Origin of the sequence: Streptomyces sp. NPDC057950 (assembly GCF_042887295.1) — a bacterium.
GTDB classification, from domain to species: Bacteria; Actinomycetota; Actinomycetes; order Streptomycetales; family Streptomycetaceae; genus Streptomyces; species Streptomyces kaempferi.
Genome location: NZ_JBHVPP010000001.1, coordinates 866,673 through 890,127, shown reverse-complemented (window position 1 = coordinate 890,127; position 23,455 = coordinate 866,673). Strand labels below are relative to the sequence as shown.

The 23,455-nt window shown below is 72.2% G+C and carries 30 protein-coding genes; 14 read left to right on the top strand and 16 right to left on the bottom strand.

The features are described 5' to 3' along the window. Positions 1-10 precede the first annotated feature (10 nt). On the bottom strand, positions 11-463 hold the full coding sequence (locus ACFVTC_RS03935) for an ATP-binding protein (RefSeq protein ID WP_390123596.1): 453 nt from the start codon (positions 461-463) through the stop codon (positions 11-13). 606 nt (positions 464-1,069) lie between these two features. Between ACFVTC_RS03935 and ACFVTC_RS03930 the strand changes: the two genes are divergently transcribed. Continuing rightward, positions 1,070-1,498 carry a MarR family winged helix-turn-helix transcriptional regulator gene (locus ACFVTC_RS03930; protein WP_390123595.1) on the top strand — a complete coding sequence of 143 codons (429 nt, stop codon included), beginning with the start codon at positions 1,070-1,072 and terminating at the stop codon, positions 1,496-1,498. A gap of 7 nt (positions 1,499-1,505) precedes the next feature. Here the strand turns inward: ACFVTC_RS03930 and ACFVTC_RS03925 are convergent, their stop codons facing one another. Beyond that, the gene (locus tag ACFVTC_RS03925) at positions 1,506-1,868 is read right to left on the bottom strand and encodes an STAS domain-containing protein (protein ID WP_390123593.1); all 363 of its coding nucleotides are present in this window, start codon (positions 1,866-1,868) and stop codon (positions 1,506-1,508) included. Positions 1,869-2,107: 239 nt separating this feature from the next. Beyond that, the gene (locus tag ACFVTC_RS03920) at positions 2,108-2,620 is read right to left on the bottom strand and encodes a MarR family winged helix-turn-helix transcriptional regulator (protein WP_390123591.1); all 513 of its coding nucleotides are present in this window, start codon (positions 2,618-2,620) and stop codon (positions 2,108-2,110) included. A gap of 139 nt (positions 2,621-2,759) precedes the next feature. Between ACFVTC_RS03920 and ACFVTC_RS03915 the strand changes: the two genes are divergently transcribed. The 4 genes from ACFVTC_RS03915 (at position 2,760) to ACFVTC_RS03900 (ending at position 5,242) form a co-directional block, all read left to right on the top strand. Continuing rightward, complete coding sequence (locus ACFVTC_RS03915; RefSeq protein ID WP_390123589.1) at positions 2,760-3,953, top strand: PP2C family protein-serine/threonine phosphatase; 1,194 nt, start codon at positions 2,760-2,762, stop codon at positions 3,951-3,953. A gap of 142 nt (positions 3,954-4,095) precedes the next feature. Further along, a complete protein-coding gene (locus ACFVTC_RS03910) occupies positions 4,096-4,242 on the top strand; it encodes a hypothetical protein (RefSeq protein ID WP_356286728.1) in 147 nt (48 codons plus the stop codon). Continuing rightward, positions 4,239-4,817, top strand: coding sequence for a PRC-barrel domain-containing protein (locus tag ACFVTC_RS03905; RefSeq protein WP_390123587.1), 579 nt, complete (start codon positions 4,239-4,241; stop codon positions 4,815-4,817). Before ACFVTC_RS03910 ends, ACFVTC_RS03905 begins: the two co-directional genes overlap by 4 nt. Beyond that, positions 4,814-5,242 carry a PRC-barrel domain-containing protein gene (locus tag ACFVTC_RS03900; RefSeq protein ID WP_390123585.1) on the top strand — a complete coding sequence of 143 codons (429 nt, stop codon included), beginning with the start codon at positions 4,814-4,816 and terminating at the stop codon, positions 5,240-5,242. The genes ACFVTC_RS03905 and ACFVTC_RS03900 overlap by 4 nt, the downstream gene beginning before the upstream one ends. 321 nt (positions 5,243-5,563) lie before the next feature. On the opposite strand, the gene ACFVTC_RS03895 is transcribed toward ACFVTC_RS03900, so the two are convergent. Beyond that, positions 5,564-5,974, bottom strand: a complete 411-nt coding sequence (locus tag ACFVTC_RS03895) for a hypothetical protein (RefSeq protein ID WP_168526199.1) — start codon at positions 5,972-5,974, stop codon at positions 5,564-5,566. Positions 5,975-6,369: 395 nt separating this feature from the next. Here ACFVTC_RS03895 and ACFVTC_RS03890 point away from each other — a divergent pair, with 395 nt between their 5' ends. Beyond that, positions 6,370-6,747, top strand: a complete 378-nt coding sequence (locus ACFVTC_RS03890) for a nuclear transport factor 2 family protein (RefSeq protein ID WP_390123583.1) — start codon at positions 6,370-6,372, stop codon at positions 6,745-6,747. Positions 6,748-6,856: 109 nt separating this feature from the next. Here the strand turns inward: ACFVTC_RS03890 and ACFVTC_RS03885 are convergent, their stop codons facing one another. Then, a complete protein-coding gene (locus ACFVTC_RS03885) occupies positions 6,857-7,252 on the bottom strand; it encodes a helix-turn-helix transcriptional regulator (RefSeq protein ID WP_390123581.1) in 396 nt (131 codons plus the stop codon). Here ACFVTC_RS03885 and ACFVTC_RS03880 point away from each other — a divergent pair. Beyond that, the gene (locus ACFVTC_RS03880; protein ID WP_390123579.1) at positions 7,238-7,570 is read left to right on the top strand and encodes a hypothetical protein; all 333 of its coding nucleotides are present in this window, start codon (positions 7,238-7,240) and stop codon (positions 7,568-7,570) included. The two genes, ACFVTC_RS03885 and ACFVTC_RS03880, sit on opposite strands and share 15 nt — an antisense overlap. Further along, positions 7,570-7,752, top strand: a complete 183-nt coding sequence (locus ACFVTC_RS03875) for a hypothetical protein (RefSeq protein ID WP_390123577.1) — start codon at positions 7,570-7,572, stop codon at positions 7,750-7,752. The genes ACFVTC_RS03880 and ACFVTC_RS03875 overlap by 1 nt, the downstream gene beginning before the upstream one ends. 48 nt (positions 7,753-7,800) lie before the next feature. On the opposite strand, the gene mgrA is transcribed toward ACFVTC_RS03875, so the two are convergent. Continuing rightward, complete coding sequence (gene mgrA / locus ACFVTC_RS03870; RefSeq protein ID WP_390123576.1) at positions 7,801-8,790, bottom strand: L-glyceraldehyde 3-phosphate reductase; 990 nt, start codon at positions 8,788-8,790, stop codon at positions 7,801-7,803. Positions 8,791-8,917: 127 nt separating this feature from the next. Between mgrA and ACFVTC_RS03865 the strand changes: the two genes are divergently transcribed. The 3 genes from ACFVTC_RS03865 (at position 8,918) to ACFVTC_RS03855 (ending at position 11,588) form a co-directional block, all read left to right on the top strand. Continuing rightward, positions 8,918-9,811: a LysR family transcriptional regulator gene (locus tag ACFVTC_RS03865; protein ID WP_390123574.1), complete on the top strand. Its 894-nt coding sequence runs from the start codon at positions 8,918-8,920 to the stop codon at positions 9,809-9,811. Between the two features lie 227 nt (positions 9,812-10,038). Next, positions 10,039-10,878: a DUF1206 domain-containing protein gene (locus ACFVTC_RS03860; RefSeq protein ID WP_390123572.1), complete on the top strand. Its 840-nt coding sequence runs from the start codon at positions 10,039-10,041 to the stop codon at positions 10,876-10,878. A 194-nt stretch (positions 10,879-11,072) separates the two neighbouring features. Next, positions 11,073-11,588 (top strand): DinB family protein, encoded by a 516-nt coding sequence (locus ACFVTC_RS03855; protein ID WP_390123570.1) that lies wholly within the window; start codon positions 11,073-11,075, stop codon positions 11,586-11,588. Here ACFVTC_RS03855 and ACFVTC_RS03850 read toward each other — a convergent pair. Beyond that, entirely contained in the window at positions 11,570-12,640 is a 1,071-nt protein-coding gene (locus ACFVTC_RS03850; protein WP_390123568.1) for an adenosine deaminase, read from the bottom strand. The two genes, ACFVTC_RS03855 and ACFVTC_RS03850, sit on opposite strands and share 19 nt — an antisense overlap. Before the next feature lie 59 nt (positions 12,641-12,699). After that, complete coding sequence (locus tag ACFVTC_RS03845; protein WP_390123566.1) at positions 12,700-13,092, bottom strand: VOC family protein; 393 nt, start codon at positions 13,090-13,092, stop codon at positions 12,700-12,702. Between the two features lie 313 nt (positions 13,093-13,405). On the opposite strand from ACFVTC_RS03845, the gene ACFVTC_RS03840 reads away from it, so the two are divergent. From ACFVTC_RS03840 to ACFVTC_RS03830, 3 genes are all read left to right on the top strand, one after another. After that, positions 13,406-14,152: a phosphatase PAP2 family protein gene (locus tag ACFVTC_RS03840; RefSeq protein ID WP_390123564.1), complete on the top strand. Its 747-nt coding sequence runs from the start codon at positions 13,406-13,408 to the stop codon at positions 14,150-14,152. Further along, complete coding sequence (locus ACFVTC_RS03835) at positions 14,106-15,158, top strand: bile acid:sodium symporter (protein ID WP_390123562.1); 1,053 nt, start codon at positions 14,106-14,108, stop codon at positions 15,156-15,158. The genes ACFVTC_RS03840 and ACFVTC_RS03835 overlap by 47 nt, the downstream gene beginning before the upstream one ends. Positions 15,159-15,231: 73 nt before the next feature. After that, complete coding sequence (locus ACFVTC_RS03830; protein WP_390123560.1) at positions 15,232-15,942, top strand: dienelactone hydrolase family protein; 711 nt, start codon at positions 15,232-15,234, stop codon at positions 15,940-15,942. Between the two features lie 108 nt (positions 15,943-16,050). Here ACFVTC_RS03830 and ACFVTC_RS03825 read toward each other — a convergent pair whose 3' ends face one another. From ACFVTC_RS03825 to ACFVTC_RS03790, 8 genes are all read right to left on the bottom strand, one after another. After that, entirely contained in the window at positions 16,051-16,974 is a 924-nt protein-coding gene (locus tag ACFVTC_RS03825) for an aldo/keto reductase (RefSeq protein ID WP_390123558.1), read from the bottom strand. Positions 16,975-17,116: 142 nt separating this feature from the next. Continuing rightward, complete coding sequence (locus ACFVTC_RS03820) at positions 17,117-17,515, bottom strand: DUF4440 domain-containing protein (RefSeq protein WP_390123556.1); 399 nt, start codon at positions 17,513-17,515, stop codon at positions 17,117-17,119. A 123-nt stretch (positions 17,516-17,638) separates the two neighbouring features. Continuing rightward, positions 17,639-18,961, bottom strand: coding sequence for an aldehyde dehydrogenase family protein (locus tag ACFVTC_RS03815; RefSeq protein WP_390123554.1), 1,323 nt, complete (start codon positions 18,959-18,961; stop codon positions 17,639-17,641). Between the two features lie 257 nt (positions 18,962-19,218). After that, positions 19,219-20,358 (bottom strand): Gfo/Idh/MocA family protein, encoded by a 1,140-nt coding sequence (locus ACFVTC_RS03810; RefSeq protein WP_390123552.1) that lies wholly within the window; start codon positions 20,356-20,358, stop codon positions 19,219-19,221. A gap of 150 nt (positions 20,359-20,508) precedes the next feature. Continuing rightward, entirely contained in the window at positions 20,509-21,090 is a 582-nt protein-coding gene (locus tag ACFVTC_RS03805) for a TetR/AcrR family transcriptional regulator (RefSeq protein ID WP_390123550.1), read from the bottom strand. 69 nt (positions 21,091-21,159) lie between these two features. Then, complete coding sequence (locus tag ACFVTC_RS03800; RefSeq protein ID WP_390123548.1) at positions 21,160-21,774, bottom strand: TetR/AcrR family transcriptional regulator; 615 nt, start codon at positions 21,772-21,774, stop codon at positions 21,160-21,162. 102 nt (positions 21,775-21,876) lie between these two features. Continuing rightward, a complete protein-coding gene (locus ACFVTC_RS03795) occupies positions 21,877-23,067 on the bottom strand; it encodes an RNA polymerase sigma factor (protein WP_390123546.1) in 1,191 nt (396 codons plus the stop codon). After that, positions 23,067-23,414, bottom strand: a complete 348-nt coding sequence (locus tag ACFVTC_RS03790) for a YciI family protein (RefSeq protein ID WP_168526230.1) — start codon at positions 23,412-23,414, stop codon at positions 23,067-23,069. The genes ACFVTC_RS03795 and ACFVTC_RS03790 overlap by 1 nt, the downstream gene beginning before the upstream one ends. Positions 23,415-23,455 lie beyond the last annotated feature (41 nt).

Below are 23,455 nucleotides of genomic sequence, written 5' to 3'. Positions count from 1 at the left end.
GGCGGCCGGGTCAACGGCGCAGGTCGAGCTGTGCCTTGACGCACTTGCCGACCGGAACGCGCCCGACGGTCACCTCCGTCGCCAGCGCGTGGACGATCTCCAGTCCGTGCCGCCCGATGCGCTGCGGATCCCGCGGGTAGCGCCGGGGCAGGGTGGCGCTGCTGTCGTAGACCGCGACGGTCACGAAGTCGTCGGTCCCCTCCAGCTCCAGGATGTAGGGCCCGTGGCTGTGCCGGTCCGCGTTGGTGACCAGTTCGCTCACGACCAGCAGCAGGTCGCCATCGGCCCGCGCGTCGATCTCCGCACACCATTCCGACCGGAGCTGTTCGAGGAACAGTTCCGCGAAGGCGCGTGCGTCGGCGATGCACCCCGGCTCGCCGGTGTAGTGCGCCGCCCGCCGAAGCGGGTCCACGGGCACGTCGAAGCCAGGCGGTATCACTGCTCCGTCCAAGTGCTCGATCATGTGGTTCTCTCTCGGATGCCGATACGTCCGCAGGCCGCGCGTCCGGACGCCGCTGCTCAGGAGCGCATACCCAGTGACGCCCTCCACATTCACCCCGATGCCCACTCGACTCGCACCGGATTTGTGGCCGGCGCCGCGAGCCGCCCTCACCCCCTTCGGCACACGATCCCCACACCGTACCGGTGTCATCCCGTCGCGGAGGGGCAGGGCCACCAGTCGGAGGGCCTGACGGGCCACCGAATCCCCGGTACGAGCAAAGGGTGCGGACGGATGGATGGACAGATCCCCGAAGGACGGGACGGCGCACCGCCCGGAGGGCCGGACGCCGTTCCCCTCCTGGAGGCGCACGAGGACGGGGGTCGTCACAGCGGACCGGACGGGGATGTTCACCGCGGACCGGAGAGGGATGCTCACCGCGTACCGGACAAGGACGGGGGTTCCGTCGGGCGATCCGAGGTGGACGACGACGGGGCGACTCTCCGGGGACCGGACGAGGGCCTCCTCCCTGGATCGGACGACCGGCCCCCGGGAGTGCCGGCGGCGGACGTCGCGCTTCCTCTGGTACGGGACGACGTCCTGCTCCGCGCGGCCGACCAGCTTGCGTCCGTGGCCGAGATCCTGGTCTCCGTGTCGGCCCGCACGGCGGTCGCCGTCGACAGCCGACTGTCGCCGCCGCTGCTGCGTGCGCTGACCCTGGTCGGTAATGCGCCCGGTCTGAGCCTCGCCGCGCTCGCCGCTCGGGCGCGGATCAGCCGCTCCCGGGCGAGCCGGGTGTGCGACACCCTGGAGGGGGCGGGGCTGCTGGCCCGAGCGCCGCTCGCCGCGGACCGCAGGGGCGTCGGGCTGAGCCTGACGCGGCACGGCCGTTCCGTGCTCGACCGCGTACGCGCGCAACGCGATGGCTGGATCAGGGACGCCCTGCTGCGGATGCCGGACGCCGACCTGAACGGTCTGCTGACCGCGTTGCGCTCGCTCGGTCCGTCGCTCGCCCAGGCACCCCGGGTTCTCCGGCCGCCGCCCGACCGGTCCCCGTGACCCGCTCTCAGACCGCATCGTTCCCCAGCGCCTCAGCCACGGTACGGAAGACCGGCACGACCTCCGAGACTCCGGTCACGCCCAGCACCCGTTCCAGGAACGGGGTGAGCGCGGCGAGCCTGAGCCGGGGACCGAGGACGCCGTAGGCCCGCAGGAGGACGTTGATCGTCGTCGAGTCCGCGAAGGTCAACTCGGCCAGGTCCAGGACGACCGGCCCCTCGGTGGACCGTGCCGCCGCGTCGAGGGCGGCGCCGAGGCCTCCCACGTTGTCGAGATCGGCTTCACCGCCGACGGCGATCACGGTCGCCGGACCGGCCTCGCGCGTGGACAGCGAAAGGGCCGCCTGACCTGGACTCCGGCCTGAATGCACAGCGATCCTTCGGGATGTCGTCGAAACGTGAGGGTATAGAGGGATACGCGCACGGGGCGGTACACCGCGGCGCCGCGAGGGAGCCGCGCCAGGTCCCACCGTATCCGATCGTTGTCATTTGACAACAATTGCTGTCAGGCAACAATCTGGTCCCCTTGTGACCCCTAGTCAGGCGTCCCTGGAGGCTGGTTGTCGCGGTGGAGGGACCTCTCATGGAGCTAACCGGTACGCAATGGCACCTAACCGGTACCGGTCGCGCGCCCCGGCTCCCGGCCGGAGCCGCCCGCCCGCTCGTCGAGCTGGTCCAGCGCGGTCGCCCGGAACGCTTCGAGCCCCTCGGTGAGCCGGGCGACGTCCGCCGACGACATCTGCTCCAGGACGGCCCGCACCTCACGCGCGCGGTGCTCACGGAGTTCGCGCAGCACCTGTTCCCCGAGCGGGCTCAGCACGACCTCGACCTCGCGTCGGCTCGTCGTGCTCGGTGCCCTGCGGATCAGCCCGACGGCCTCCATCCGGTCGCACAGACGGCTGACCGAGGAGGGACGCGAGGCCAGGGCCTCGCCGAGCGAGCGAAGATTCATCGAACCGCCCTGCTCGATCACGATCAGGGCCCTTAGCTGTGAGGGCGGCACCGGGCCGGACGGCGCGGCCTCCTGCCCTCGGCCCCACAGAAGTTCGAGAAGTTCCGCGACGGCGTCCAGCGTTTGCGCGGCATCGTCTCGGGACACGGGTGGACGGATCGAGCGCGGCACCGAACCACCTTGTCATCTCCTGAAGGGCTTCGCCAGCCATGACGGCCCGCCCGGCCGGTCTCCGCACCCGGCCCACCCGACCGACCACACCACCCGCACGAGAACCGCACGCGAACCGCACGAGAAAGCCACCACGACCGTGACCTCTGTGAACGACGTCGACCGAGCCCTGCGCGCGACGCCTCCGCACGCGCTGCTCGACACCCTGCGCACTCTCCTGACGGACATCTGGGGAGCGACCGGCGCCGATCTGCTCATGGCGGACTACGGACTGACCGTGCTCCAGCCGGTCGAGGCACCCGGGGACCCCTCGCGTTCCGTCTCCCTGCACAACAGCGCCGAGGGCCGGGCGTTCGGCAGCCAGGAACCGCACGAGGAGCACCCCCGGCACGGAGAGTACGTGCGTCTCCACCTGCCGGTCACCGCCCGCGGCGAGCGCCTCGGCGTCCTCACGGTGCGGCTGCCGCCCGGGTCCCCGGGCGTCGAGGTGACCGACGGGCTCGCCCAGGTGGCCGAACTCCTCGGCCACGAGATCGTCGTGGCCGAACGCGACACCGACGTCTACCGGTTGGCGCGCCGGGTCGGCCGGCTGACCCTGGCCGCCGAGATGCAGTGGGAGCTCCTCCCCGGTCGTGCCTGCGCCCGCGAGGAGTTCTCGATCGGCGCGCAGCTGGAGCCCGCGTACGCGGTGCGCGGGGACAACTTCGACTGGTCCTCGGACGCGGACCGGCTCTCGCTGTCGATCCTCAACGGCATGGGGGACGGCATCAACGCCTCCCTGCTGACCCAGCTGGCCGTCGGCGCCCTGCGCAACGCCCGCCGCGCCGACCTCCCGGTCGCCGACCAGGCCAGGCTCGCCGACCAGGCGATCTACGCCCAGCACCACGGCGACCAGCACGTCTCGGCGCTGCTCCTGTCGTTCGACCTGGCCACCGGCAGGGTGCTCGCCGTGGACGCCGGCTCGCCCCGGCTGTGGCGCAGACGGGGGACGGCCGTAGAACGGATCGAACTCGAGGCACAGCTGCCGCTCGGCATGTTCGAGGAGTCCGACTACCTGCCGCAGGAGTTCGCCGTCCTGCCCGGCGACCGGCTCCTGGTGGTCAGTGACGGTGTCTACGACGCCCTGTCCCCCCTCGGAGAGGCGTTCGGGGAACGGGCGCTGGCCCGAGCGGTGGCCGCCACGGCCCTGCTGCCCGCGGCGGACGTGCCGCGTGCCGTCCTCGACGAGCTGGCCGGCTACCGCGTCACCGAGTCGCTCGACGACGCGTTGATCGTCTGCCTGGACTGGACCGGCAGGCGGCGCCGCGAAGGGAGCGGGCCGCGGACCGACTGAGCCGGTCGTCCCGCGCGGCCCGCGGTGCGCAGGTCGTCCGGGACGGCATCCCCCGACGGGGCATTGTCCGGTGCTCCCGGGGAACCCGGACGGAGCCGAATCCGGTCGACCGTGGCCGGGCCTGGATGTCCGGAGGTGGACGATGGTCTGGTGGATGTGGCCGGTCGTCGTGGTCGCGGCCCTGGCGCTGCTGGGCGCGACGATGGTCTGGGTGCAGACGAGCAGGCGGTCGGGGACCGTCATCGCCGTCCAGCGCGGGCGCCGGTTCGGGAAGCGGGACGTGCGATGAGCGAGCTGACCGCCGCGCGCGGACTGGCCGGGCGGCCGGTGGTCACCCTCGGGGGTGACGCGGTCGCGCAGATCAAGGACACCGTCTTCGACGGACCGGCTGGACGCGTCACCGGTTTCACGCTCAGTGGCCGGGGGCTGCTCGCGGGACCGCTGAAGCAGAGCCTGCCCTGGAGCGCGGTGCACTCGGTCGGCCGCGACGCCGTCATGATCCGGAGCCGCGAGGTCCTCGCCGAACCGGCCGCGGTGGTCGCACGGGGCGAGGCCGCGCACGGCCGGGTGGTGGGGGCCAAGGTGCTCACGGACGCGGGCACGGAGGTCGGCACCGTATTGGACCTCGTCGTGGAGGCGGGCACCAGCGGACGTGTGGTGGGGTTCCGGATCGCCGCCCGCGAGACGCCGGGGTCCGGTCGGGCACGCCGTCGCCGCAAGGTGTTCGTCCCCCGGGGCGAGACCCTGGCCGTGTCCGGGCAGGCGCTCGTCATTCCCGCGGACGCGACCCGGTTCGTCGCTGACGACCTGGCGGGTTTCGCCGCGCAGGTCGACGCGTTCCACGCGACGGGGGAGACGCCGTGACGCTGTTCTCCCTGATCAACGGTCTGCCGGTGGTCACCCTCGGGGAGGCGACCGAGATCGGTGTGGTCAAGTCGCTCACGATCGACGTCGAGGCCGGGCTGGTCGGCCGGCTGCGCATCGCGCGGGCGCGCGGCCGCAAGGAGACCTCGCTCCCCTGGGACGTGTTGCACGCGGTGGGTCCCGACGCCGTACTGGTCCGTTCGGACACCGTCCTGGACACCCTCCCGCCCCCGGTTCCGCCGCACCACGAAGCCCTCGGCGCGCGGGTCCTGACCGAGAGGGGGGACGAACGCGGGACCGTACGGGACATCGCCTTCGACCCCGCCACCGGCCGGATCGAGGAGATCCGCACGACGTCCGGAGAGTTTCCCGGCGAGCTGCTGATCGGGCTCGGGGACTACGCACTCGTGGTACGGACGGGCTGAGGCGCCGCCCCGGGACCCAGCGGCCCCATAGCTGCCGAGCGCCGGGGCCCGGGGCTCGGGGCTCGGGGCTCGGGGCTCGGGGCTCGGGGCTCGGGGCTCGGGGCTCGGGGCTCGGGGCTCGGGGCTCGGCAGAACCGCATACGCGGCCGAGGCGTCCCGCCGATCGGACGGCCGAGCTTCCGCACACGGATTTCCGAGGCCGCCGATGACCGACCTGGCACCCGGACCCCATGGGCACCGGCGTCGTGCCGGGTGGCGGACCGACCTGTCCCGGCGTGACGTGTCCGTCCCCTGTGCGCCGTGGACGGCGAGCCGGAGCGGTCAGGCGGCGGAGGTGCCGAGTACGGCGGCGGTCCGCTGCATGCGCAGCGCGTCCACGGATTCGGCGAGCAGTTCGTACTCGGTGGTGTCGTCGCTCGTGGCGATGCGGACGAGCTTCCCGGCGGCCAGCTCCTCGGCGACGAGCTCCTGCTGACCGCTGTCCCCGCACCATGCGCGCAGCATGCTGGGCACGTCAGGGACGGTGTCCGAGACCGGGGCGATCGAGTTCGGCGGGAAGGTGGGGTCCTCGGGCTGCGGGTCGAGCCGTTCGGCCATCCACGAAGCACGGTCCCGCATCCACCACAGGGCAAGCGCCAGGGTGGGAGCGCGGTACGTTCCCAGGGGGACGCCGACGCGTCTCCCTCCGCACACTCCGTACGCGGTGACGTGGCACAGGAATTCGTCGTGCACGATCGCTCCCCCATTGCAACGCTCGCTGCCGGGCCGGCCTCACTTTCCTTGCGGCTCGTTCACTGCACGCGGCTCGTCCGCGGTCGACGGTCGTACCGGGCGTCCGTGGTACACAGTGGTGCTGCGCTCGGACGTGGCTGAATCGCCCTGCTTATCGAGTATCGCCACTCCTGACACTCTGTCACCATGCCATTCCAGCCAGTCTCTTGGCATATTCACGTACCCCTATGGCCGAAACGCGACCGGCCGCCCTTACCCGGGAGGTAATCGACGCCCTCGGGCGCCGCCGGGCATCGTTGCGGTACCGGATGACGACACGCGCCACCGCACCTCCGCATCCGGCCCACGACCAGTCCGAATCGCTCTTCCTTCCTTTCGCCGGAGGCTGATCACCCATGTCCGAGAACACCGTCCGTTACGAGTCCGCCGTCGCCCGCTACCTGGAGGCGTGGAACGCGCGTGAGCCGGACGCGCTCGCCAAGGCGGTCGCCGCCGCCTGGAGCGCCGACGGCGGCTACACCGACCCGCTGGCCGACGTGCGCGGGCACGACGGGATCGCCGCCGTGATCTCGGCGGCGCACGAGCAGTTCCCGGGGTTCTCCTTCCGGCTCACGGGGACGGTCGACGGGCACCACGACATCGCCCGGTTCGGCTGGGAACTGGTCGACGGGGCGGACGGCTCGGCTCCCGTCGCCGGATTCGACGTGATCACCCTGGACGACGACGACCGGATCCGCGGCGTGCACGGCTTCCTGGACCGTGTGCCGACGTAGGCCGAGGGCTCCCTCCGCGGGCCTCACGGGCCGACGACGGATTCCTCCGCTTCCGGTGGCCCCTGAACAGGACCCCCACCGGAAGCGGAGGATCACATGGACGAGCGGCTCAGCCCGTGAGGGTGGCCCGTGCGACATTCCGGTAACGCTCGGGGCCCACGCCGGTCGTCCGCTCGAAGGCGTTGCTGAACGCGCTCTCGGAGGTGTGGCCCACCTTCTGCACGAGGGCCGACACGGAAGTCTCCCCGTCCCGCAGCGCACGCCTGGCCAGGCTCATGCGCCAGTCCGGCGGACAGGTCAGGGGCCGTACGCCGGCCACCGCCCGGAAACGCTGGGCGAAGCTGGTGCGGGACATGGCCGCCGCCCTGGCCGCCTCCTCCAGCTGCCAGGGGCGGCCAGGATCGGTGTGCATGAGGCGCGGCGCCGGGGAGATGCGCTCGTCGGCGAGGGCCCGCGGCCTTCCGGCGGGCAGGGCGTCGGCGTCCGCGAGATGGGCACGCGGCACCTGCACGAACATCAGCCGGGCAAGCCGGCCGGCCGCGAAATCGGCGCCCGCGCGGCCGGCCGTGAGTTCACGCAGCGACTGGACACCCTCTTCGCTGCCGGGCTCGACGAGCGGGGCGGGGCGGGGCGGGGCGGAGGGGATCCGCGCCTACTCCCTGCCCCCGGGCACCCGGGCACCATCGTCGACAACGACCTGAAGAAGTACCTCGCCGAGGAGGACCTGAAGGCGGCCCGTGTCCTCGACACGGACGGCCGGGCGGTCCTGGATCCGGAGCGGCAGCTCAAGACCGTCGAGCAGGGGGCGCCCACCGGCGTGTGATGCGCGACCAGCCCCCGGCGGCGGAGACGGGCGGTGTCTCCTGCGAGAACCGCGACACCGCGCCCCCGATGTCGGCGCAGGAGGGCCGTGAATGGTCGCTCACCAGCAGGACGCCGAAGCCCGGCGTGCCGGCTTACGCCGTCGACCCGGTGGCGGCCGACCGCCTCCGGGAAGTCAGCTAACGCCTCACGGCCTGACCGGCGGGGCCCGAAAGGCCCCGCCGGCGCGCGTCACTGCTTGATGATCGCGTCGATCCGGGCCAGCTCCTCCTCGTCGAAGTCCAGCGCGCGGGTGGCCGTCACGCTGTCCTCCAGCTGCTGGGTGCTGCTCGCGCCGATGAGCGCGGAGGTCACCCGGCCGCCGCGCAGGACCCATGCCAGGGCCATCTGCGCCAGGGACTGACCACGTGCCTCGGCGATCTCGGCGAGGGCGCGCAGCTGCCCCACCAGGTCCTCGGTGACCTTGTCGGCGCTGAGGAAGGGGCTGTCGCTCGCGGCGCGCGACCCCTCCGGGATGCCGTCCAGGTAACGGCTGGTGAGCAGTCCCTGCTCCAGCGGGGAGTAGGCGATGGAGCCGACCCTCAGCTCGTCCAGCGTGTCCAGGAGTCCGTCCTCGGGCCGGCGGTCGAGCATCGAGTAGCGCGGCTGGTGGATGAGGAGCGGGGTGCCCAGCTCTCCGAGGATGCGGGCGGCCTCCCTGGTCTCCTCCGGCGAGTAGTTGGACACGCCGACGTAGAGGGCCTTGCCCTGCTGGACCGCCGAGTGCAGGGCCCCCATCGTCTCCTCGAGGGGGGTCTCGGGGTCGGGGCGGTGCGAGTAGAAGATGTCCACGTAGTCCAGGCCCATCCGGGCCAGGCTCTGGTCGAGCGAGGACAGCACGTACTTGCGCGAGCCCCATTCGCCGTACGGGCCCGGCCACATCAGGTATCCGGCCTTGGTCGAGATGACCAGTTCGTCGCGGTAGGGCGCGAAGTCGGCCTTCAGCGCGTCACCGAGGGCCGACTCGGCGGCACCGGGCGGCGGACCGTAGTTGTTGGCCAGGTCGAAGTGGGTGACACCGAGGTCGAACGCGCGGCGCAGGATCGCGCGCTGGGTCTCCACCGGCCGGTCGGGGCCGAAGTTGTGCCACAGACCGAGGGACAGCGCGGGAAGTTTCAGGCCGCTGCGTCCGGTGCGCCGGTAGGGCATGTCCGCGTAGCGGTCGGGGTGTGCGGTGTACAACGCGTGCTCCTGGAAGGCCGGGAAAACAGGTCACCACTCTCGCGCGCGCACGGTGCAGAGGTCCAACGGGAGAATCGGATCGGATTCAGCGACAGGGACTCTCAATCGGCCAGTACGCTTGTGCCCCATGGAACTGCGCCACCTCCAGCACTTCGTCGCCGTCGCGGAGGACCAGCACTTCACCCGGGCGGCCGAACGTCTGATGGTGTCGCAGTCGGGTCTGTCGTCCTCGATCCGTGCCCTGGAGCGGGAGCTCCAGGCCCCGCTGTTCGTACGCACCACCCGGCGGGTCACGCTCACGGAAGCGGGCCGTGCCCTGCTCGGCGAGGCGGAGCGGGTGCTTGCGCAGGTCCGCGCGGCCCACGACGCCGTGGCCGCCGTGCAGGGCCTGCTGCGCGGCACGCTCTCGCTCGGCACCGAGCAGTGCATCGCCGGAGTGCGCGTGGCCAAGCTCCTCACCGCGTTCCGGCGGCGTCATCCCGATGTCGAGATCCGGTTGCGGCAGGCGGGCTCCGGCGCGCTCGCCGAGGAGGTCGCGGCCGGGCGGCTCGACCTGGCCTTCGCGGTGAAGACGCAGCCGGACAGCGACCAGTTGCGGTCCGTCCCGCTGACGAGCGAGCCGATGACGGTGCTCTGCCATCCGACGCACCACCTCGCGACCTCCGCCGTGGTCACGCCGGAGGAACTGGGCGGCGAGGCCTTCGTCGACTTCCACCCCGATTGGGGGCCGCGCCGCATCACGGACGCGGCCTTCGCCGCGGCGGGTGTCCGGCGGACCGTGACTCTCGAGGTCAGCGACGTGCACAGTCTCCTGGAGCTGGTCGACGAGGGCCTCGGCATCGCCGTGGTGCCGCGCCACTTCGGCCTCAAGCGCGAGGCAGGCGGCCTGACCTCGCTGACGTTGAAGGGAGCGGGCGACGCGCCGTACGAGACCGTCGCCATGCTTCCGCCGCCGGATGCCACCAGCCCGGCGGCCCGCGCCCTGATGGTCCTGCTCGACACGTCCGAGGACGAACACTGACGAATACCGGCGGGCGCCGACGAACGCCGGCGGACATCGACGGGCCCCGACGGGCGCCGACGGATCAGCGCTGAAGGACGAACGCTGACAGACTGGCGCCGACCGGGCACGGGCTCAGACAGGCGCCGCTCTGTCGAGCGTCGCGGCGCCCGCCTTTCGGCCTCCGGCACGCGGTCGGCCGCGTGTGGCATCCCGGAGCGGGGGCAACCGGACTCCGGGAGGTCTACATGAACGCGAGTACGACGACACGGACCGGACGGATCGGGGCCCGGCGCGCGGCGCGGGGCCCGGTGACGGAGTACGCGGCCAGGGCCGGTCTGACCGCGCGGGGCGTGATCTACCTGCTGGTCGGTGTACTGGCGCTGCAGATCGCCTTCGGCGACAGCGGCAAACAGGCGGACCGCGGCGGCGCGCTCGCGGAGATCGCGCAGAAGCCCTTCGGTGCCGTGCTGTTGTGGGCGCTGGGCCTCGGACTGGTGGGCATGGCGCTGTGGCGGCTGTCCGAGGCGGTCTTCGGTTCCGCGGGGCAGGACGGCGGCAAGGCCAAGAAGCGGCTGCTTTCGGCCGGCCGGTGCGTCTTCTACTCCTTCACCGCCTACTCCGTGCTGTCGTTCGCGGCGGGCTCGCGGGGCAGCGGGAGCGGATCCAGCGACCGGCAGTCCCAGGACGTGACGGCGAAGGTGCTCGGCCTGCCCGCGGGGCAGTGGCTCGTGGGAGCGGCCGGGGCCGGCATCGTGGTGGCGGGCGTGTGGATCGGCACCCGGGCCGTCCTGCGCAAGTTCCACAAGAAACTGAAGCTCGGCGAGATGTCGGCGCGGACCCGGAAGCTGGTGGACGTCACCGGAGTGGGCGGCGGCGCGGCGCGCGGGCTGGTGTTCGCCGTGGCGGGTGGCTTCGCCATCCGCGCGGCGGTCGAGTTCGAACCCGACAAGGCCAAGGGTCTTGACAACACGATCCGGTCGTTCGCCGAAACCCCGGCGGGACCGTGGCTGCTCGTGTGCGTCGCGGCCGGACTCGTCCTCTTCGGCCTGTTCTCCTTCGCCATGGCCCGCTGGCGCAGGGTCTGAGCGCGGCGTCCTGACGGTACGGGCAGGTGCGCGGGTCCCGCGCACCTGCCTTCGCGCGTCACGGGCCCGGGGCATGCCTTCCCGCGTCACGGGCCCGGGGTGTGCCTTCCCGCGTCACGGGCCCGGGGATCGTAGGACCGCGCGGGAACCGGTTTCCGGGCGCAGGGGACGGCCGGATGCGCCAAGGTGGACGCATGCATGCAAAGGACATCCTCATCGACGCGTTCGGCCGTATCCAGGAAGACGTCCATGCCGCCGTCGAGGGACTCCCCCCGGAGACCCTCAACGCGCGTCCCGCGCAGGGCACCAACTCGCTGTCATGGCTGGTATGGCATCTCACCCGTGTCCAGGACGACCACATCGCCGCGGCCGCCGGCCTCGACCAGGTCTGGCTGACGCAGGGCTGGGAGAAGCGGTTCGGCCTCGACCTGCCCCGCCAGGACACGGGTTACGGTCACAGCCCCCGCAAGGTGGCCGAGGTCCGGGTGGAGTCGGACGAGTTGCTGCTCGGGTACTACGACGCCGTGCACGATCAGACCCTGGCCTTCCTGCACGGGCTGACCGCCGCGGATCTCGACCGTGTCGTGGACGAACGCTGGACCCCGGCGGTCACCCTCGGCGTGCGGCTGGTGAGCGTCCTGGCCGACGATCTGCAGCACGTCGGCCAGGCAGCCTACGTCCGCGGGCTCCTTCAGAGCGCGGCTTCGTAACCGGGCAGGACGACGTCCCGGATGAGCGCCGCGCGCTCGTCGAACGGGATGAACGCGCTCTTGAGGGCGTTCACCGTGACGGTGCGCAGATCCTCGACGGTCCAGCCCGCCTCCTCGACCAGCAGCGACATCTCGCGGGTCATCGTCGTGCCCGAGACCAGCCGGTTGTCGGTGTTGAGGGTGACCCGGAAACCGAGGTCCCGCAGGGCGGTGATCGGGTGGTCGGCGATCGAAATGGCCGCACCCGTCTGGAGGTTGGAGGTGGGGCACATCTCCAGGGCGATGCGGCGGTCGCGCACCCAGCCCGCGAGACGGCCGAGCTTGCCGTCGACGATGTCCTCGGTGATGCGGACGCCGTGGCCGATGCGCTGGGCACCGCAGACCTGGAGAGCCTGGTGGATGCTGGGCAGCCCGTGGGCCTCGCCGGCGTGGATGGTGAAGGGCACGCTCTCGCGCCGCAGGTGCTCGAACGCGGCGAGGTGGTCGGCGGGCGGGAAGCCGTCCTCGGCGCCGGCGATGTCGAAGCCGACGACCCCGGCGTCCCGGAACGCCACCGCGAGGTCGGCGATTTCCCGGGTGCGGTCGAACATGCGCATTCCGCACAGCAGCGTGCCGACCCGGACCGGCGTGCCCGCGGCGGCGGCCTTGGCCATACCGGCCGCCAGGCCCTCCTGCACGGTCTCGACGACCTCGGGGAGGGTCAGCCCGCCGTTCACCATCAGCTCGGGCGCGTACCGGACCTCGCCGTAGACGACGCCGTCCTCGGCCAGGTCGAGCACGTACTCCTCGGCGGTGCGCAGCAGGCCCTCGCGGGTCTGCATCACGGCGAGGGTGTGCTCGAAGGTGGCTATGTAGCGCACCAGGTCACCGGAGTTGGCGGCCTCGTAGTACCAGGCGGCGAGCGCGCGCGGGTCGGTGGTGGGCAGCGTGTGGCCGACGGTCGCGGCGAGTTCCACCAGGGTGTCCGGGCGCAGACCGCCGTCGAGGTGGTCGTGCAGTACGGCCTTGGGGAGACGGCGGATGGTGTCGGTGTCGATGCGGGGCGCGGTCATGCGTGTCTGTTTCCTCGGCAGGTGGGTTCTGGGGGTGGGGCGGTGCGAAGGCTGTGGGGCTACGCGGCGGGCTGGAGAAGGTCCCAGCGGTTTCCGTACAGGTCCTCGAAGACGGCGACCGAGCCGTACGGCTCGTGGCGGGGCTCCTCCAGGAAGGTCACGCCGGCGGCGCGCATGCGCGCGTGGTCGCGGGCGAAGTCGTCGGTGTGGAGGAAGAAGCCCACGCGCCCGCCGGTCTGGTCGCCGACCCGGGCGCGCTGTGACTCGTTCTTGCCCTGGGCCAGGAGCAGTCCGCTGCCGGCGCCCTCCGCGCCCGGCTCGACCACGACCCAGCGGGAACCGTCGGGCCGGGGCTCGTCCTCGGCCAGCCGGAACCCGAGTGCCTCGGTGTAGAAGCGGATCGCCTCGTCGTAGTCGTCGACGACGAGGGTGACCAGGGCGATGCGTCTCATCAGGGCCTCTCCGGGAAGTGCGTGGGTTATACGTAACACGTAGGGTACGACATCCCGTCCCGTCCTCGGCCCCCGCGAGCGGCGGACCGTCGGCGGCGCCGGGCGGGGAGGGCACCCTCGCCCTTTCGGCCCCCTCGGGAACGATCCCCGCCGCACTTACGTCTACAGTTATGTAGACCATCCATGGGCGTGCGGTCGGCGCGGACGGCGTGTTCCCGCGTGCCCGCGCCCCGCCAGGGAAGGGACCTTCCGCGATGTCCGCAGCGCTGCGCACCGTGTCCACGTGGGCGGTCGACGCTCCCGGGGAGCCGTCGTGAAGCGCGCGGACACGGCCGACCTCGCGGGATCGACCGCCTTGGGGAGCCTCGTCGCCTTCGCGCTGCTCACCCTGGTCGTGACCGGCCGGGACGGCGCCACGCTCTTCGGCGACGACGCCCTCGGCACCTGGTCGGCCGGCCACCGCCCGACCGTGGCCCTGGCCCTGGCCCGCGCGGTCACGTACACCGGGACGGGCGTCGTGCCGTACGCCCTGGTCGCGCTGGCCGGTGTCGTCGTGGGGCGCACGGCGCGGGAGCGGATCGTCCGCGCCCTCGGCTGCCTCGGGTGCCTCGCCGTCGCCCAGACCGTGCGGTACGCCGTGATGACCCTGGTCGCCCGCCCCCGGCCCGCGGTCGCGGAGTGGGCCACCCACGCGTCCGGCTGGTCCTTCCCCTCGGGTCACACCACCACGTCCGCCGTCAGCGGTGGGCTGCTGGTCCTCGCGCTGCTCGCGCGGGCCCCGCGCGGCGGCCGGCCCCTCGCCCTGCTCGTCGGCTGCTGGTCCGTCCTCGTCGGGCTGAGCCGGGTCTATCTGGGCGTCCACTGGTTCTCCGACGTCCTCGGCGGCTGGCTGTTCAGCCTGTGCTGGCTGAGCCTGACCGTCTACGCCCTCGCCCGCTTCCTTCCACCCTCGTGGTCCTCCATATCGGCGCTCCGTCCCCGCCCCGATGCCCTGACGACGGAAGAGCGCCGCGATGATCCCCACTCCCGCCGGGAAATCCCCCCTCAGTCTCCTCCGTGACCACCTCGGCTGGGCCGTCGGCGCGGCCTATGTCGCCGCCGCGACGGTCTCGGCGCCGGGTCTGTGGCTGCGCCGCCCGCACACGATCGGCGACGGCGGATTCCTCGACATCGCCTTACGGACCCCGCACTTCCTGCTGTCCCTGGTGCTGTTCACGGCCGGCCTCCAGGTGCCGGTCCACGAACTGCGGGCTCTGCTCACCCGGCCCACCGCGCTGCTGACCGGCTTCGTCCTCCACCTGGTCGCACCCCTGCTGATCATCCCGGGCGTGGCCTTCGCCCTGCACCGGACCCCGGACAGCGACGGCGGCAGCGGACTGATCGCGGCGATGATCCTGATCGTCGCGATGCCCGTGGCGGCCGGCGCCACCGTGTGGACGAGCAGAGGCGAGGGCGACCAGCCGACCACCGTCGGCCTCGTGCTGGCGTCCACGATCGCCGGCCCGCTCACCATCCCGGTCACCATGACGGCCCTGTGCCCCCTGCTGCACGGTGGCTACGCGGAAGCGCTGTCGGGGGCCGCCCGGACCGCCGGGCACGACTTCGCGCTGACCGGAGTCCTGCTGCCGTGCGGTGCCGGAATCCTGGCCCGGCTCGTTCTGCCCGCCCGCCCCCTGCGCCTGCTGCTCGGCGCCGCGCCCCCCGCCTCCCTGCTCGGCTCGCTGCTGCTGACGTACATCAACGCCAGCGGAGTCCTCGGTCCCTTCCTCGCCCGTCCCGAGCCGGTGCTGATGGCGGCCGCGCTGGCCGTCGCCGCCCTGGTGTGCGGGCTGTCGTTCGGCCTGGGCCGGATCACCGCCCGGGTGCTGCGCCTGGACCGTCCCTCGGGCGCCTCGGTGACGCTGGCCTGCGGGATGAACAACAGCAGCGCGAGCGCGGTCCTCATCAGCACGGCCCTGCCCGACCGGCCCCACGTCCTGCTGCCGGTACTGGCGTACAGCCTGCTGCAGAAGGTGGCCGCGAGCCACGTCGTGCGGGCCGGGGCCGGGAAGCGCGCCCGCGCATGACATCGTTGGCAGTGATCCGGGACCGGTACCGCCGGCCCCCTGACAAGCGCTGTCCCCACAGGAGTTGAGTGCCATGTCCGAGCAGCCGAAGCCGACCGGAGCCCCGGCCCGTCAGAACGTGACCTTCCCCAGTGCCGGAACCACCGCCCACGGCTACCTGGCGTTGCCGCCGTCCGGTCGGGGGCCGGGTGTGATCGTCATCCAGGAGTGGTGGGGCCTGACCGATCACATCGCGCAGGTCGCCGACCGGCTGGCCGCGGAGGGCTTCGTGGCCCTCGCGCCCGACCTGTACGGCGGCAACGTCGCCCATGACAGCGCGGAAGCCTTCCGGATGATGCAGGAACTGCCGGTCGCGCGAGGGGTCGAACTGCTCTCCGGCGCGGTCGACCACCTGCTCGGCCTGCCCGAGGTCACCTCGGACACGGTGGGCGCGGTCGGCTTCTGCATGGGCGGCGGCTTCGTCCTCTACCTGGCCGCGGCGGACCCGCGGGTCAGCGCGGCGGTGCCGTTCTACGGCGTCATCCAGGGCGAGATGCCCGACTTCTCCGGCCTGAAGGCGGAGATCCTCGGCCACTACGGCGAGCTCGACACGAGCATCCCCAAGGAGAGCCTGGAGCAGCTGAGCGAGGCGGTCCACGGGCAGTCCGGCGTCACCCCGGACCTCCGTCTCTACCCGGCCGATCACGCCTTCTTCAACGACGGCCGCCCCGAGACGTACGACGCCGATTCGGCCGAGCGCGCGTGGGAGAGCACGGTGCCCTTCCTGCGCGCGCGGCTGGGCTGAGCCCTCCGGTCGCGACGCCACGGGCCGGGGACGGGGAAGACCCGGTCCGGTTCCGGCCGGCCCGCCGTCGTGCCGCGTCACACCCGGCACGACGGCGGGCCGCCGGTCTCACTCCCCGGGCCGGTGGACCGCGTCCAGCCGGGCCACCTCGTCGTCGGTGAGCCGGAGCGCGCCCGCGGCCACGTTCTCGGTGAGGTGGTCCGGGTTTCCGGTGCCGGGGATGGCCAGTACGTGCGGCCCCTGCCGCAGCGTCCACGCCAGACGGATCTGCGCGGGGGTGGCGCCATGGGCGCGCGCGACGGCGAGCACCTCGTTGTCCGCGGCACCTGCCGAACCGTCCGTCCCGCCGGGGCCCCGCGCACCGCCCGTGCCCGCGATCGCGAAGAACGGCACGAACGCGATGCCCAGGTCCCCGCAGATCCGCAGCAGCTCGTCCGTCCCGGGATCCGTGGAGCCGAGGCCGTACCGGTTCTGCACGCACACGACGGGCGCGATGGCCCGTGCCTCGGCCAGGTGCCGGGGTTCGACGCCGGAGACTCCGAGGTGCCGGATCAGCCCCGCGTCGCGCAGTTCGGCGAGCGCGCCGAAGTGCTCGGCGATCGAATCCTGCCCGATCCGCCGCAGGTTCACCACGTCGAGGTGGTCGCGCCCGAGCTGGCGCAGGTTCTCCTCGACGTGGGAACGCAGTTGGTCCGGCCGGGCGGGGGTGCCCCACTCCCCCGCGTAGTCGCGGTACGGGCCCACCTTCGTGACGATCACCAACTCGTCGGCGTACGGGGCCAACGCGCTGTTGATCAGCTCGTTCGCCGAGCGCAGCGACGAGAAGTAGAAGGCCGCGGTGTCGATGTGGTCGACACCGAGCTCGATCGCGCGCCGCAGCACGGCGATCGACCGGTCGCGGTCGCTCGGCGTACCCAGGTGGAAGGCCGCGCTGCCCGTGAGCCGCATGGCACCGAACCCGATGCGGTTGACGTCGAGATCTCCGAGTCTCCAGGCACCCGCGGCCGCCGCGGTGATCATCTCTGAGGTCATCGTGGCAGTTTCGCACACGGACGTACGAGGCCACGTCGGCGTTCGACGAGGCGGCCGGGCCCGCGAGGACGCCCCGTGGCCAGAACCCGGACCGGCGCCCGGTCGGCCGTGGGGTCCGCCCCAAATCCCCGCGCCACGGCGGTCAGTCGTGGTCGTACCAGGCGAAGGCCGAGATCCGCCAGCCCTCGGCGGTGCGGACGAACTGGATGGTCTTGACCCCGCCGCCCTCGAACGGTTCACCGTCCAGGATCCCGGACTTGCGGTACTCGCCGAACCGCGAGGCGACATCGCCGGCGATGTCGGTCCGTTCGGAGGTCTCCCACTCGGAGAACTCGACCAGCCGGCCGTCGCCCAGCAGCGTCCGGCGGGGCGCGATGAACTCCTCCACCGTGTAGACGGTGAAGTCCGGGCCCGTCTTGACGATCACACCACCGGGTACGACCAGTCGACGAAGACGTTCCAGGTCGGCTGTCCTGCCGCCCCGGTTGTCGAAGGCGCCGAAGAACTCGGCGGTCACCAAGTCGATCTCGCTCCGGGACACCGCGCGACCGTAACACGGGCCCGCGCGACTCCGCAGGGTCGCGCGGAGGCCTCCTTCCCGGGCCCGGAGCCGACTCGGTCCGCCGGGACCACCGCGGCCGCCGTTCGCACGCAACCGTGCCCGTCACCTCAGCGGCTTCTCCAGCACCGCCTTGCGGTGGCTGAACGTCTCGATGGAGTAGCGGCCGTGGTAACTGCCCATGCCGCTCTCGCCGACCCCGCCGAACGGCAGGTCGGAGACGGTCAGATGGGCGAGCGGCAGTCCGAGGCCGAGCCCTCCGGACGAGGTCTCGGCGGCCAGCCGCTCCCGGGTGGTGTCCGACTCGGTGAAGGCGTACAGGGCCAGCGGCTTGTCCCGGTCGTTGATGAACCCGACGGCCTCGTCCAGTCCGGACACCGTCACGATCGGCAGGATCGGGCCGAAGATCTCCTCGCGCATGACGGGCGCCTCGGGGTCGACGTCCGCCAGGACGGTCGGCGCGAGGTACTTGTCGGCACGGTCGCCGGTGCCGCCCGTGACGGTGCGGCCGGAATCGAGCAGGGCGCTGAGCCGGTCGTAGTGGCGCTCGTTGACGATCCGCCCGTACTCGGTGGACCGCCGCGGTTCGGTGCCGAAGAGCTCCTCGACGGCGCGGACGAGTTCGGGCTCCAGGGCCCGAGCGGTCTCCGGGTCGGTGAGGACGTAGTCGGGGGCGACGCAGGTCTGACCGGCGTTGAGGAACTTGCCGCGGGCGAGCCGGTCGGCGACGACGGTCAGATCGGTGCCGCGGTCGACGAACGCCGGGGATTTACCGCCCAGTTCGAGCGCGACCGGGGTGAGGTGCTCGGCGGCGGCCCGCATCACGATGCGGCCGACAGTGCCGTTGCCGGTGTAGAAGATGTGGTCGAAGCGCTCTGCCAGCAGCGCGGTGGTCTCCTCCACGGCGCCCTCGACGACCGCGACGGCGTCGGTGTCGAGGTACCGGGGCAGCAGTCGCGCGATGGCGGCCGAGGTGGCGGGGGCGAGCTCGCTGGGCTTGACGACGACCGTGTTGCCGGCGGCCAGCGCGCCGAGCATCGGCGTCAGCAGGAGCTGGACGGGGTAGTTCCAGGGAGCGATGACCAGGACGACGCCCAGCGGGTCGAACCGCGTCCACGCGGTCGCGTCCGCACCGAGGTGTGCCGGGACCGGAGCGGCCTGGGGGCGCAGCCACTCGTCGAGGTGGTCCAGCGTGTGGTCGATCTCCCGGACCGTGAAGTCGATCTCGGTGCGGTGGGCCTCGGTGGAGCTCTTGCCGAGGTCGGCGTGGAGTGCTTCCGCGAGGTCGTCGCCGTGCGCGGTGAGCATCTCGCGCAGTCCGCGCAGCTGGGCCGTGCGCCACTCGACGGGCTTGGTACGGCCGGAGCGGAACGTGGCGCGCAGCCGGGTCACGAGGTCGGTGGGCTGCTCGGGGGTGGGGTGGGTCACGGTGCCCTCGCTGGTCGAAGCTGATCGGAACGGACCGGATGATCCGCCGCGCTGGGGTCGCGCGGCCTGCTGGCGCGCGCACTGGCCTTCATCGAGACTACGGGCTCGATGTAATTGCCAACCTTTCAGGTACCCAAGTACATTCCGACTACACGAAGGTCACCGTGTGTCACCTCTCGCGCACGGTCCCGCGAGGGGCGCCGGAGCAGGGAAAGCCACAGCGTCCGCGGGGCCCGAGCGGCTTGCGCGACCTACGGTCAGCGGCCGTCCGTCGGCGACACGGACCCGGCGGGGCCCGTCGCGGGTGTCCGGGTCGTGCCGGTGGCCGCGGCCTGTTCGATGGCGTCGATCAGTCGGTGGCGCGCGAGGGCGTGGGTGAAGTCGGGCACGGTGTGCGTCCCTTCGGCCAGATCGCGTGCGAGGCGCTCGTACAGCCGTGCCACGTTGGCGGCCGGCGAGGTGGCGAGCTCCGCGGGCAGTTCGCCCGTGTACGACGCGGGTACCGGGAGGGGGGCGGTGGCCGTGTCGGCGCCCCGCCCACCCGCCAGGGCGAGCGCCGCGACCTGCATGTTGCCCCAGTCGGCGGTGAGCACGAGATCCCCCTCGGTGCCGTTGATCTCCCAGCGGAAGTTCCCGGCCCGCGAGGTGCCGCCGCGATAGAAGACCGACGCGGAGGCACCGCCGGCGAGCGTACCGATCACGGCGACCTGGTCGGCGGCCGTGACGGGAACGCTTCGGCCGTCCTCGGCGACCGTCGCGCGGGTGCGGCCCACCACCAGGTTCGCGGCCACGGACTCGAACTCGCCGAGCACGTGGTGCAGCGGGTCGAGGGCGTGCAGGGTGGGCGAGGTCAGGGGCGTCGCGCCGTTCGCCTTGTCGTACCAGTACGCCTGGCCGTGGGTGGCGACCTCGGGGCCCCAGACCATGCCGGAGCCGGAGAGCGTGGTGCTCAGCACCCTGCCGACGTATCCGTCGCGGATCAGGTCACGGGCGTAGCGGACCTCGGGGGCGTAGCGCCCCTGGAGTCCCACCACGGTGCGGACTCCCGCCGCCCCGGCCCGCAGGGACAGCCGCTCCGCCTCGGCCAGGCCGTTGCCCAGCGGCCATTCGCTGTAGACCATCTTGCCCGCGTCGAGGGCCGCCGAGACCAGTTCGAGGTGCTCGGTGACCTTCACCGCGACGACGACCAGATCGACGCCCGGGTGCGCGATGAGTTCCTGATGGTTGTCGTAGGCCGACACCCCGTACGCGGCCGCCGCGGCCTGGGCCGAACTGTGCCGGGAGGTGCTGACGGCGCGCAGCTCGAAGGCCGTCGATGCCTGGATCGCGGGGATGTGCGAGAGGGAGGCCCACCCGCCGGCGCTGCCCCCGATGACGCCCACGCCTGTCGGTTCCATGTTCTTGATCCTTTCGATGATCATATCTTGAGCAACTGTTCCATAATTTGGGTACACGGGTACACACGGGTACACACGGGTACACGGGTACACGGAGGGAGGTGGCCGAGGACTCCTCGCACGCCAGATGTCCGCGTCAGCGGAATCCGCTCAGTCCAGGCAGCTCAACGCGACCTCCGCGGACCGCATCAGAGCGGCACGGTCGGGGTCGATCGCACCCATGACACGCAGCCCCTGGAGGCTCGTCACCAGGAAGGCGGCGAGGTCGGCGGCGGCGCGCCCCGACGGGATCCGGCCGCGCAACTGCCCCTCGGCGATCACGTCGAACAGCGCGAGCTCCAGCGACCGGGTGGTCGAGCGCAGCCGCTGCCCGACCTGTACGTCGTCACGGGCCCGCTCCATCGCCCCGGCGACGATCAGACAGGCGAGCCGGCTGCCGTCGCGGGCGATCTCGTCGACCGCGCCCACGAAGACCTCGCGGATCACCTCACGGGCGTCGCCGCCGGAGCGGAGCAGATCCGTGAGCGGCACCGCGTAGCTCTGGCGATAGAGATCGAGGGCGGCCAGATAGAGCCCTTCCTTGCTGCCGAACGCCGCGTAGATGGAGCCACTGCCCAGACCCGTGGCCTCGGCCAGGTCCCGCATCGAGGTGCCCTCGTAACCCGTACGCCGGAACGCCTCCATCGCCGACGCCACCACGGCGTCCGTGTCGAACTCTCGGGTACGTGCCATACGAGCACCGTACAGCTATCTGGAACGAGCAGCAAAGAATTTATCGCCCCATCCCCTGTCGCATCCGTCTCACCCGTGCCGCGTCGGGCTGCCCGTCGCGCTGTCGCGCAACTGCTGGATGCCCAGATCGAGTGCGGCTTCCAGATGGGTCGTGCGCCCGGTGGAGAGCAGCACCACGACACCGCCCTGAATGCCGGCCAGCAGCGCGGCCGCCGAACGATCAGGGTCGACGCCCGGACCGATCTCCCCCTGCCGCTGCATCGCCCGGACTCCTTCGGCGATCTCGCCCTGCCACTTTCCCAGCAGCTCGGCGACGACCGCCTGGGCACCCGGGGTGCTGCGCCCCAGCTGGGACATCAGCATGTTCAGCGGACACTGCGGCCCCTGCCCCCGATAGCGGGCGACCACGGTGTCGCGCCAGGCCAGCCAGGCGTCCCACGACGTGAGGTCGCCCAGTTCGGGCCGCTGGTCGGCCAGCACCTGGTCGGCCTCGAAGCGGGCCACCGCCAGCAGCAGTTCCTCCTTGCCGCCGGGGAAGTAGTGGAACAGCTGGCTCTTGCTCGTGCCGGTCCGCGCCCGCACGTCGTCCAGTGTCGTGACGGCGACACCCCGCTCCCGCATCTCGGCGGCCGCTCCCTCGATGATCCGCCCGCGCGTGGCCGCACCCTTCGCGGTGAGCTTCACGATCTCTCCCTCGTCCGCACCTGCCGGTCTCTGGACCCGCCGGTTCTCCGAGCCCGCCGGTCCATTTCCACCGCGCCAGCTTCGCACCCGTACCGCCGCCGGTCACTCGCTCACGAGCACCGCCCGGCTCCGTTCCAGGCGGGCGCGCTCCGCCGGGCTCACGGTCAGCGCGATGGCCGCCTCGTACGCCCGTGCCGCCTCGGCGGTCCGGCCGAGGCGGCGCAGCAGATCGGCCCGTACGGCGTGGAAGGCGTGATAGCCGTCGAGCTCGAGGGCGTCGACCAGGGCGAGCGCCTGCTCGGGGCCTTCGACCTCGCCGACGGCGACGGCGCGGTTGAGGGCGACCACCGGACTCGGGGTGAGCGCCGTCAACTGGTCGTAGAGCCGGAGGATCTGGCCCCAGTCGGTGTCGGCCGCGGTCGGGGCGTCGCTGTGCACGGCGTTGACGGCTGCCTGGATCTGGTACGGGCCAGGCCGGCCGCGGCGCAGGCAGCGGCGCACCAGGTCCTGCCCCTGCGCGATCAGGTCACGGTCCCACAGGGAGCGGTCCTGGTCCGGGAGCAGGACGAGGGCGCCGTCCGGTGCGGTGCGGGCGGGCCGGCGCGACTCGACGAGGAGCATCAGCGCCAGCAGCCCGAGGGTCTCGGGTTCGTCCGGCATCAGTTCGGCGAGCAGACGGCCGAGGCGGACGCCCTCGGCGCAGAGGTCCTCCCGGCCGCCGTACCCCTCGTTGAAGATGAGGTACACGACGGCCAGCACGCCCCTGACACGGTCCGGGAGGTCCGCGTCGCGCGGGATGCGGTACGGGATACGGGCGTCGCGGATCTTGGCCTTGGCGCGGACGATCCGCTGGGCCATGGTCGGCTCGGGGACGAGGAAGGCACGGGCGATCTGCGGAGTGGTCAGACCCCCGAGGAGACGCAGGGTCAGGGCGACCTGGGCCTGGGTGGCGAGCGCCGGGTGACAACAGGTGAAGATCAGACGGAGCCGGTCGTCGCGCACGGGGCCCTCCTCGTCCGGTTCGACCCGCGCGTGGAGCCGTTCGGCCTCGGCGTGCCGGGCCTCGCGCGTCGATTCGCGCCGCAGTCGGTCGATGGCACGGTTGCGGGCGGTGGTGATGATCCAGCCGGCCGGGCTCGGCGGTGTGCCGGACCGCGGCCACGTCCGCAGCGCGGTCGTGAAGGCGTCCTGGACCGCCTCCTCGGCAAGGTCGATGTCGCCGAGGAGGCGGACGAGGACGGCGACCGCGCGGCCGTATTCGGCGCGGAAGACTCCCTCGACATCGAGGGGCATCAGGCCTCGCCCATGAAGGGCCGCACCTCGATGGGGAGCGTCGTCGCGAGCGTCGCCTTGCGGCCCCAGTCCAGCGCCGCGTCCAGGTCGGGGGCCTTGATCAGGCAGATGCCGCCCAGGTACTCCTTGCTCTCGGTGTACGGGCCGTCCGTGACCAGGACGTCTCCGGCCTCGGCCCGCACCACCGTGGCCGTCTCGGGCCCGTGCAGTCCCCCGGCGAACACCCAGGCCCCGGCCTCCCGCAGTTCCGCGTGGAAGACGTCGAGACTGTGCATGATCTCTTCGAGCACCTCGGGCGCGGGCGGCTCTCCCTGCGGCTGCATCACGCTCAGCAGGTAGTACTTCATGGTGTGCTCCTTGCTCCTCGGAGGTCTCTCGCTCCTGGTGG

Excerpts from the sequence above, each read along its gene's own strand:
- ACFVTC_RS03935 (WP_390123596.1), bottom strand. The coding sequence starts at position 463 with ATGATCGAGCACTTGGACGGAGCAGTGATACCGCCTGGCTTCGACGTG.
- ACFVTC_RS03910 (WP_356286728.1), top strand. The coding sequence starts at position 4,096 with ATGGTCTGGTGGATGTGGCCGGTCGTCGTGGTCGCGGCCCTGGCGCTG.
- ACFVTC_RS03905 (WP_390123587.1), top strand. The coding sequence starts at position 4,239 with ATGAGCGAGCTGACCGCCGCGCGCGGACTGGCCGGGCGGCCGGTGGTC.
- ACFVTC_RS03890 (WP_390123583.1), top strand. The coding sequence starts at position 6,370 with ATGTCCGAGAACACCGTCCGTTACGAGTCCGCCGTCGCCCGCTACCTG.
- ACFVTC_RS03880 (WP_390123579.1), top strand. The coding sequence starts at position 7,238 with ATGGGCACGCGGCACCTGCACGAACATCAGCCGGGCAAGCCGGCCGGC.
- ACFVTC_RS03875 (WP_390123577.1), top strand. The coding sequence starts at position 7,570 with ATGCGCGACCAGCCCCCGGCGGCGGAGACGGGCGGTGTCTCCTGCGAG.
- ACFVTC_RS03865 (WP_390123574.1), top strand. The coding sequence starts at position 8,918 with ATGGAACTGCGCCACCTCCAGCACTTCGTCGCCGTCGCGGAGGACCAG.
- ACFVTC_RS03860 (WP_390123572.1), top strand. The coding sequence starts at position 10,039 with ATGAACGCGAGTACGACGACACGGACCGGACGGATCGGGGCCCGGCGC.
- ACFVTC_RS03855 (WP_390123570.1), top strand. The coding sequence starts at position 11,073 with ATGCATGCAAAGGACATCCTCATCGACGCGTTCGGCCGTATCCAGGAA.
- ACFVTC_RS03850 (WP_390123568.1), bottom strand. The coding sequence starts at position 12,640 with ATGACCGCGCCCCGCATCGACACCGACACCATCCGCCGTCTCCCCAAG.
- ACFVTC_RS03845 (WP_390123566.1), bottom strand. The coding sequence starts at position 13,092 with ATGAGACGCATCGCCCTGGTCACCCTCGTCGTCGACGACTACGACGAG.
- ACFVTC_RS03835 (WP_390123562.1), top strand. The coding sequence starts at position 14,106 with ATGATCCCCACTCCCGCCGGGAAATCCCCCCTCAGTCTCCTCCGTGAC.
- ACFVTC_RS03830 (WP_390123560.1), top strand. The coding sequence starts at position 15,232 with ATGTCCGAGCAGCCGAAGCCGACCGGAGCCCCGGCCCGTCAGAACGTG.
- ACFVTC_RS03825 (WP_390123558.1), bottom strand. The coding sequence starts at position 16,974 with ATGACCTCAGAGATGATCACCGCGGCGGCCGCGGGTGCCTGGAGACTC.
- ACFVTC_RS03810 (WP_390123552.1), bottom strand. The coding sequence starts at position 20,358 with ATGGAACCGACAGGCGTGGGCGTCATCGGGGGCAGCGCCGGCGGGTGG.
- ACFVTC_RS03805 (WP_390123550.1), bottom strand. The coding sequence starts at position 21,090 with ATGGCACGTACCCGAGAGTTCGACACGGACGCCGTGGTGGCGTCGGCG.
- ACFVTC_RS03795 (WP_390123546.1), bottom strand. The coding sequence starts at position 23,067 with ATGCCCCTCGATGTCGAGGGAGTCTTCCGCGCCGAATACGGCCGCGCG.
- ACFVTC_RS03790 (WP_168526230.1), bottom strand. The coding sequence starts at position 23,414 with ATGAAGTACTACCTGCTGAGCGTGATGCAGCCGCAGGGAGAGCCGCCC.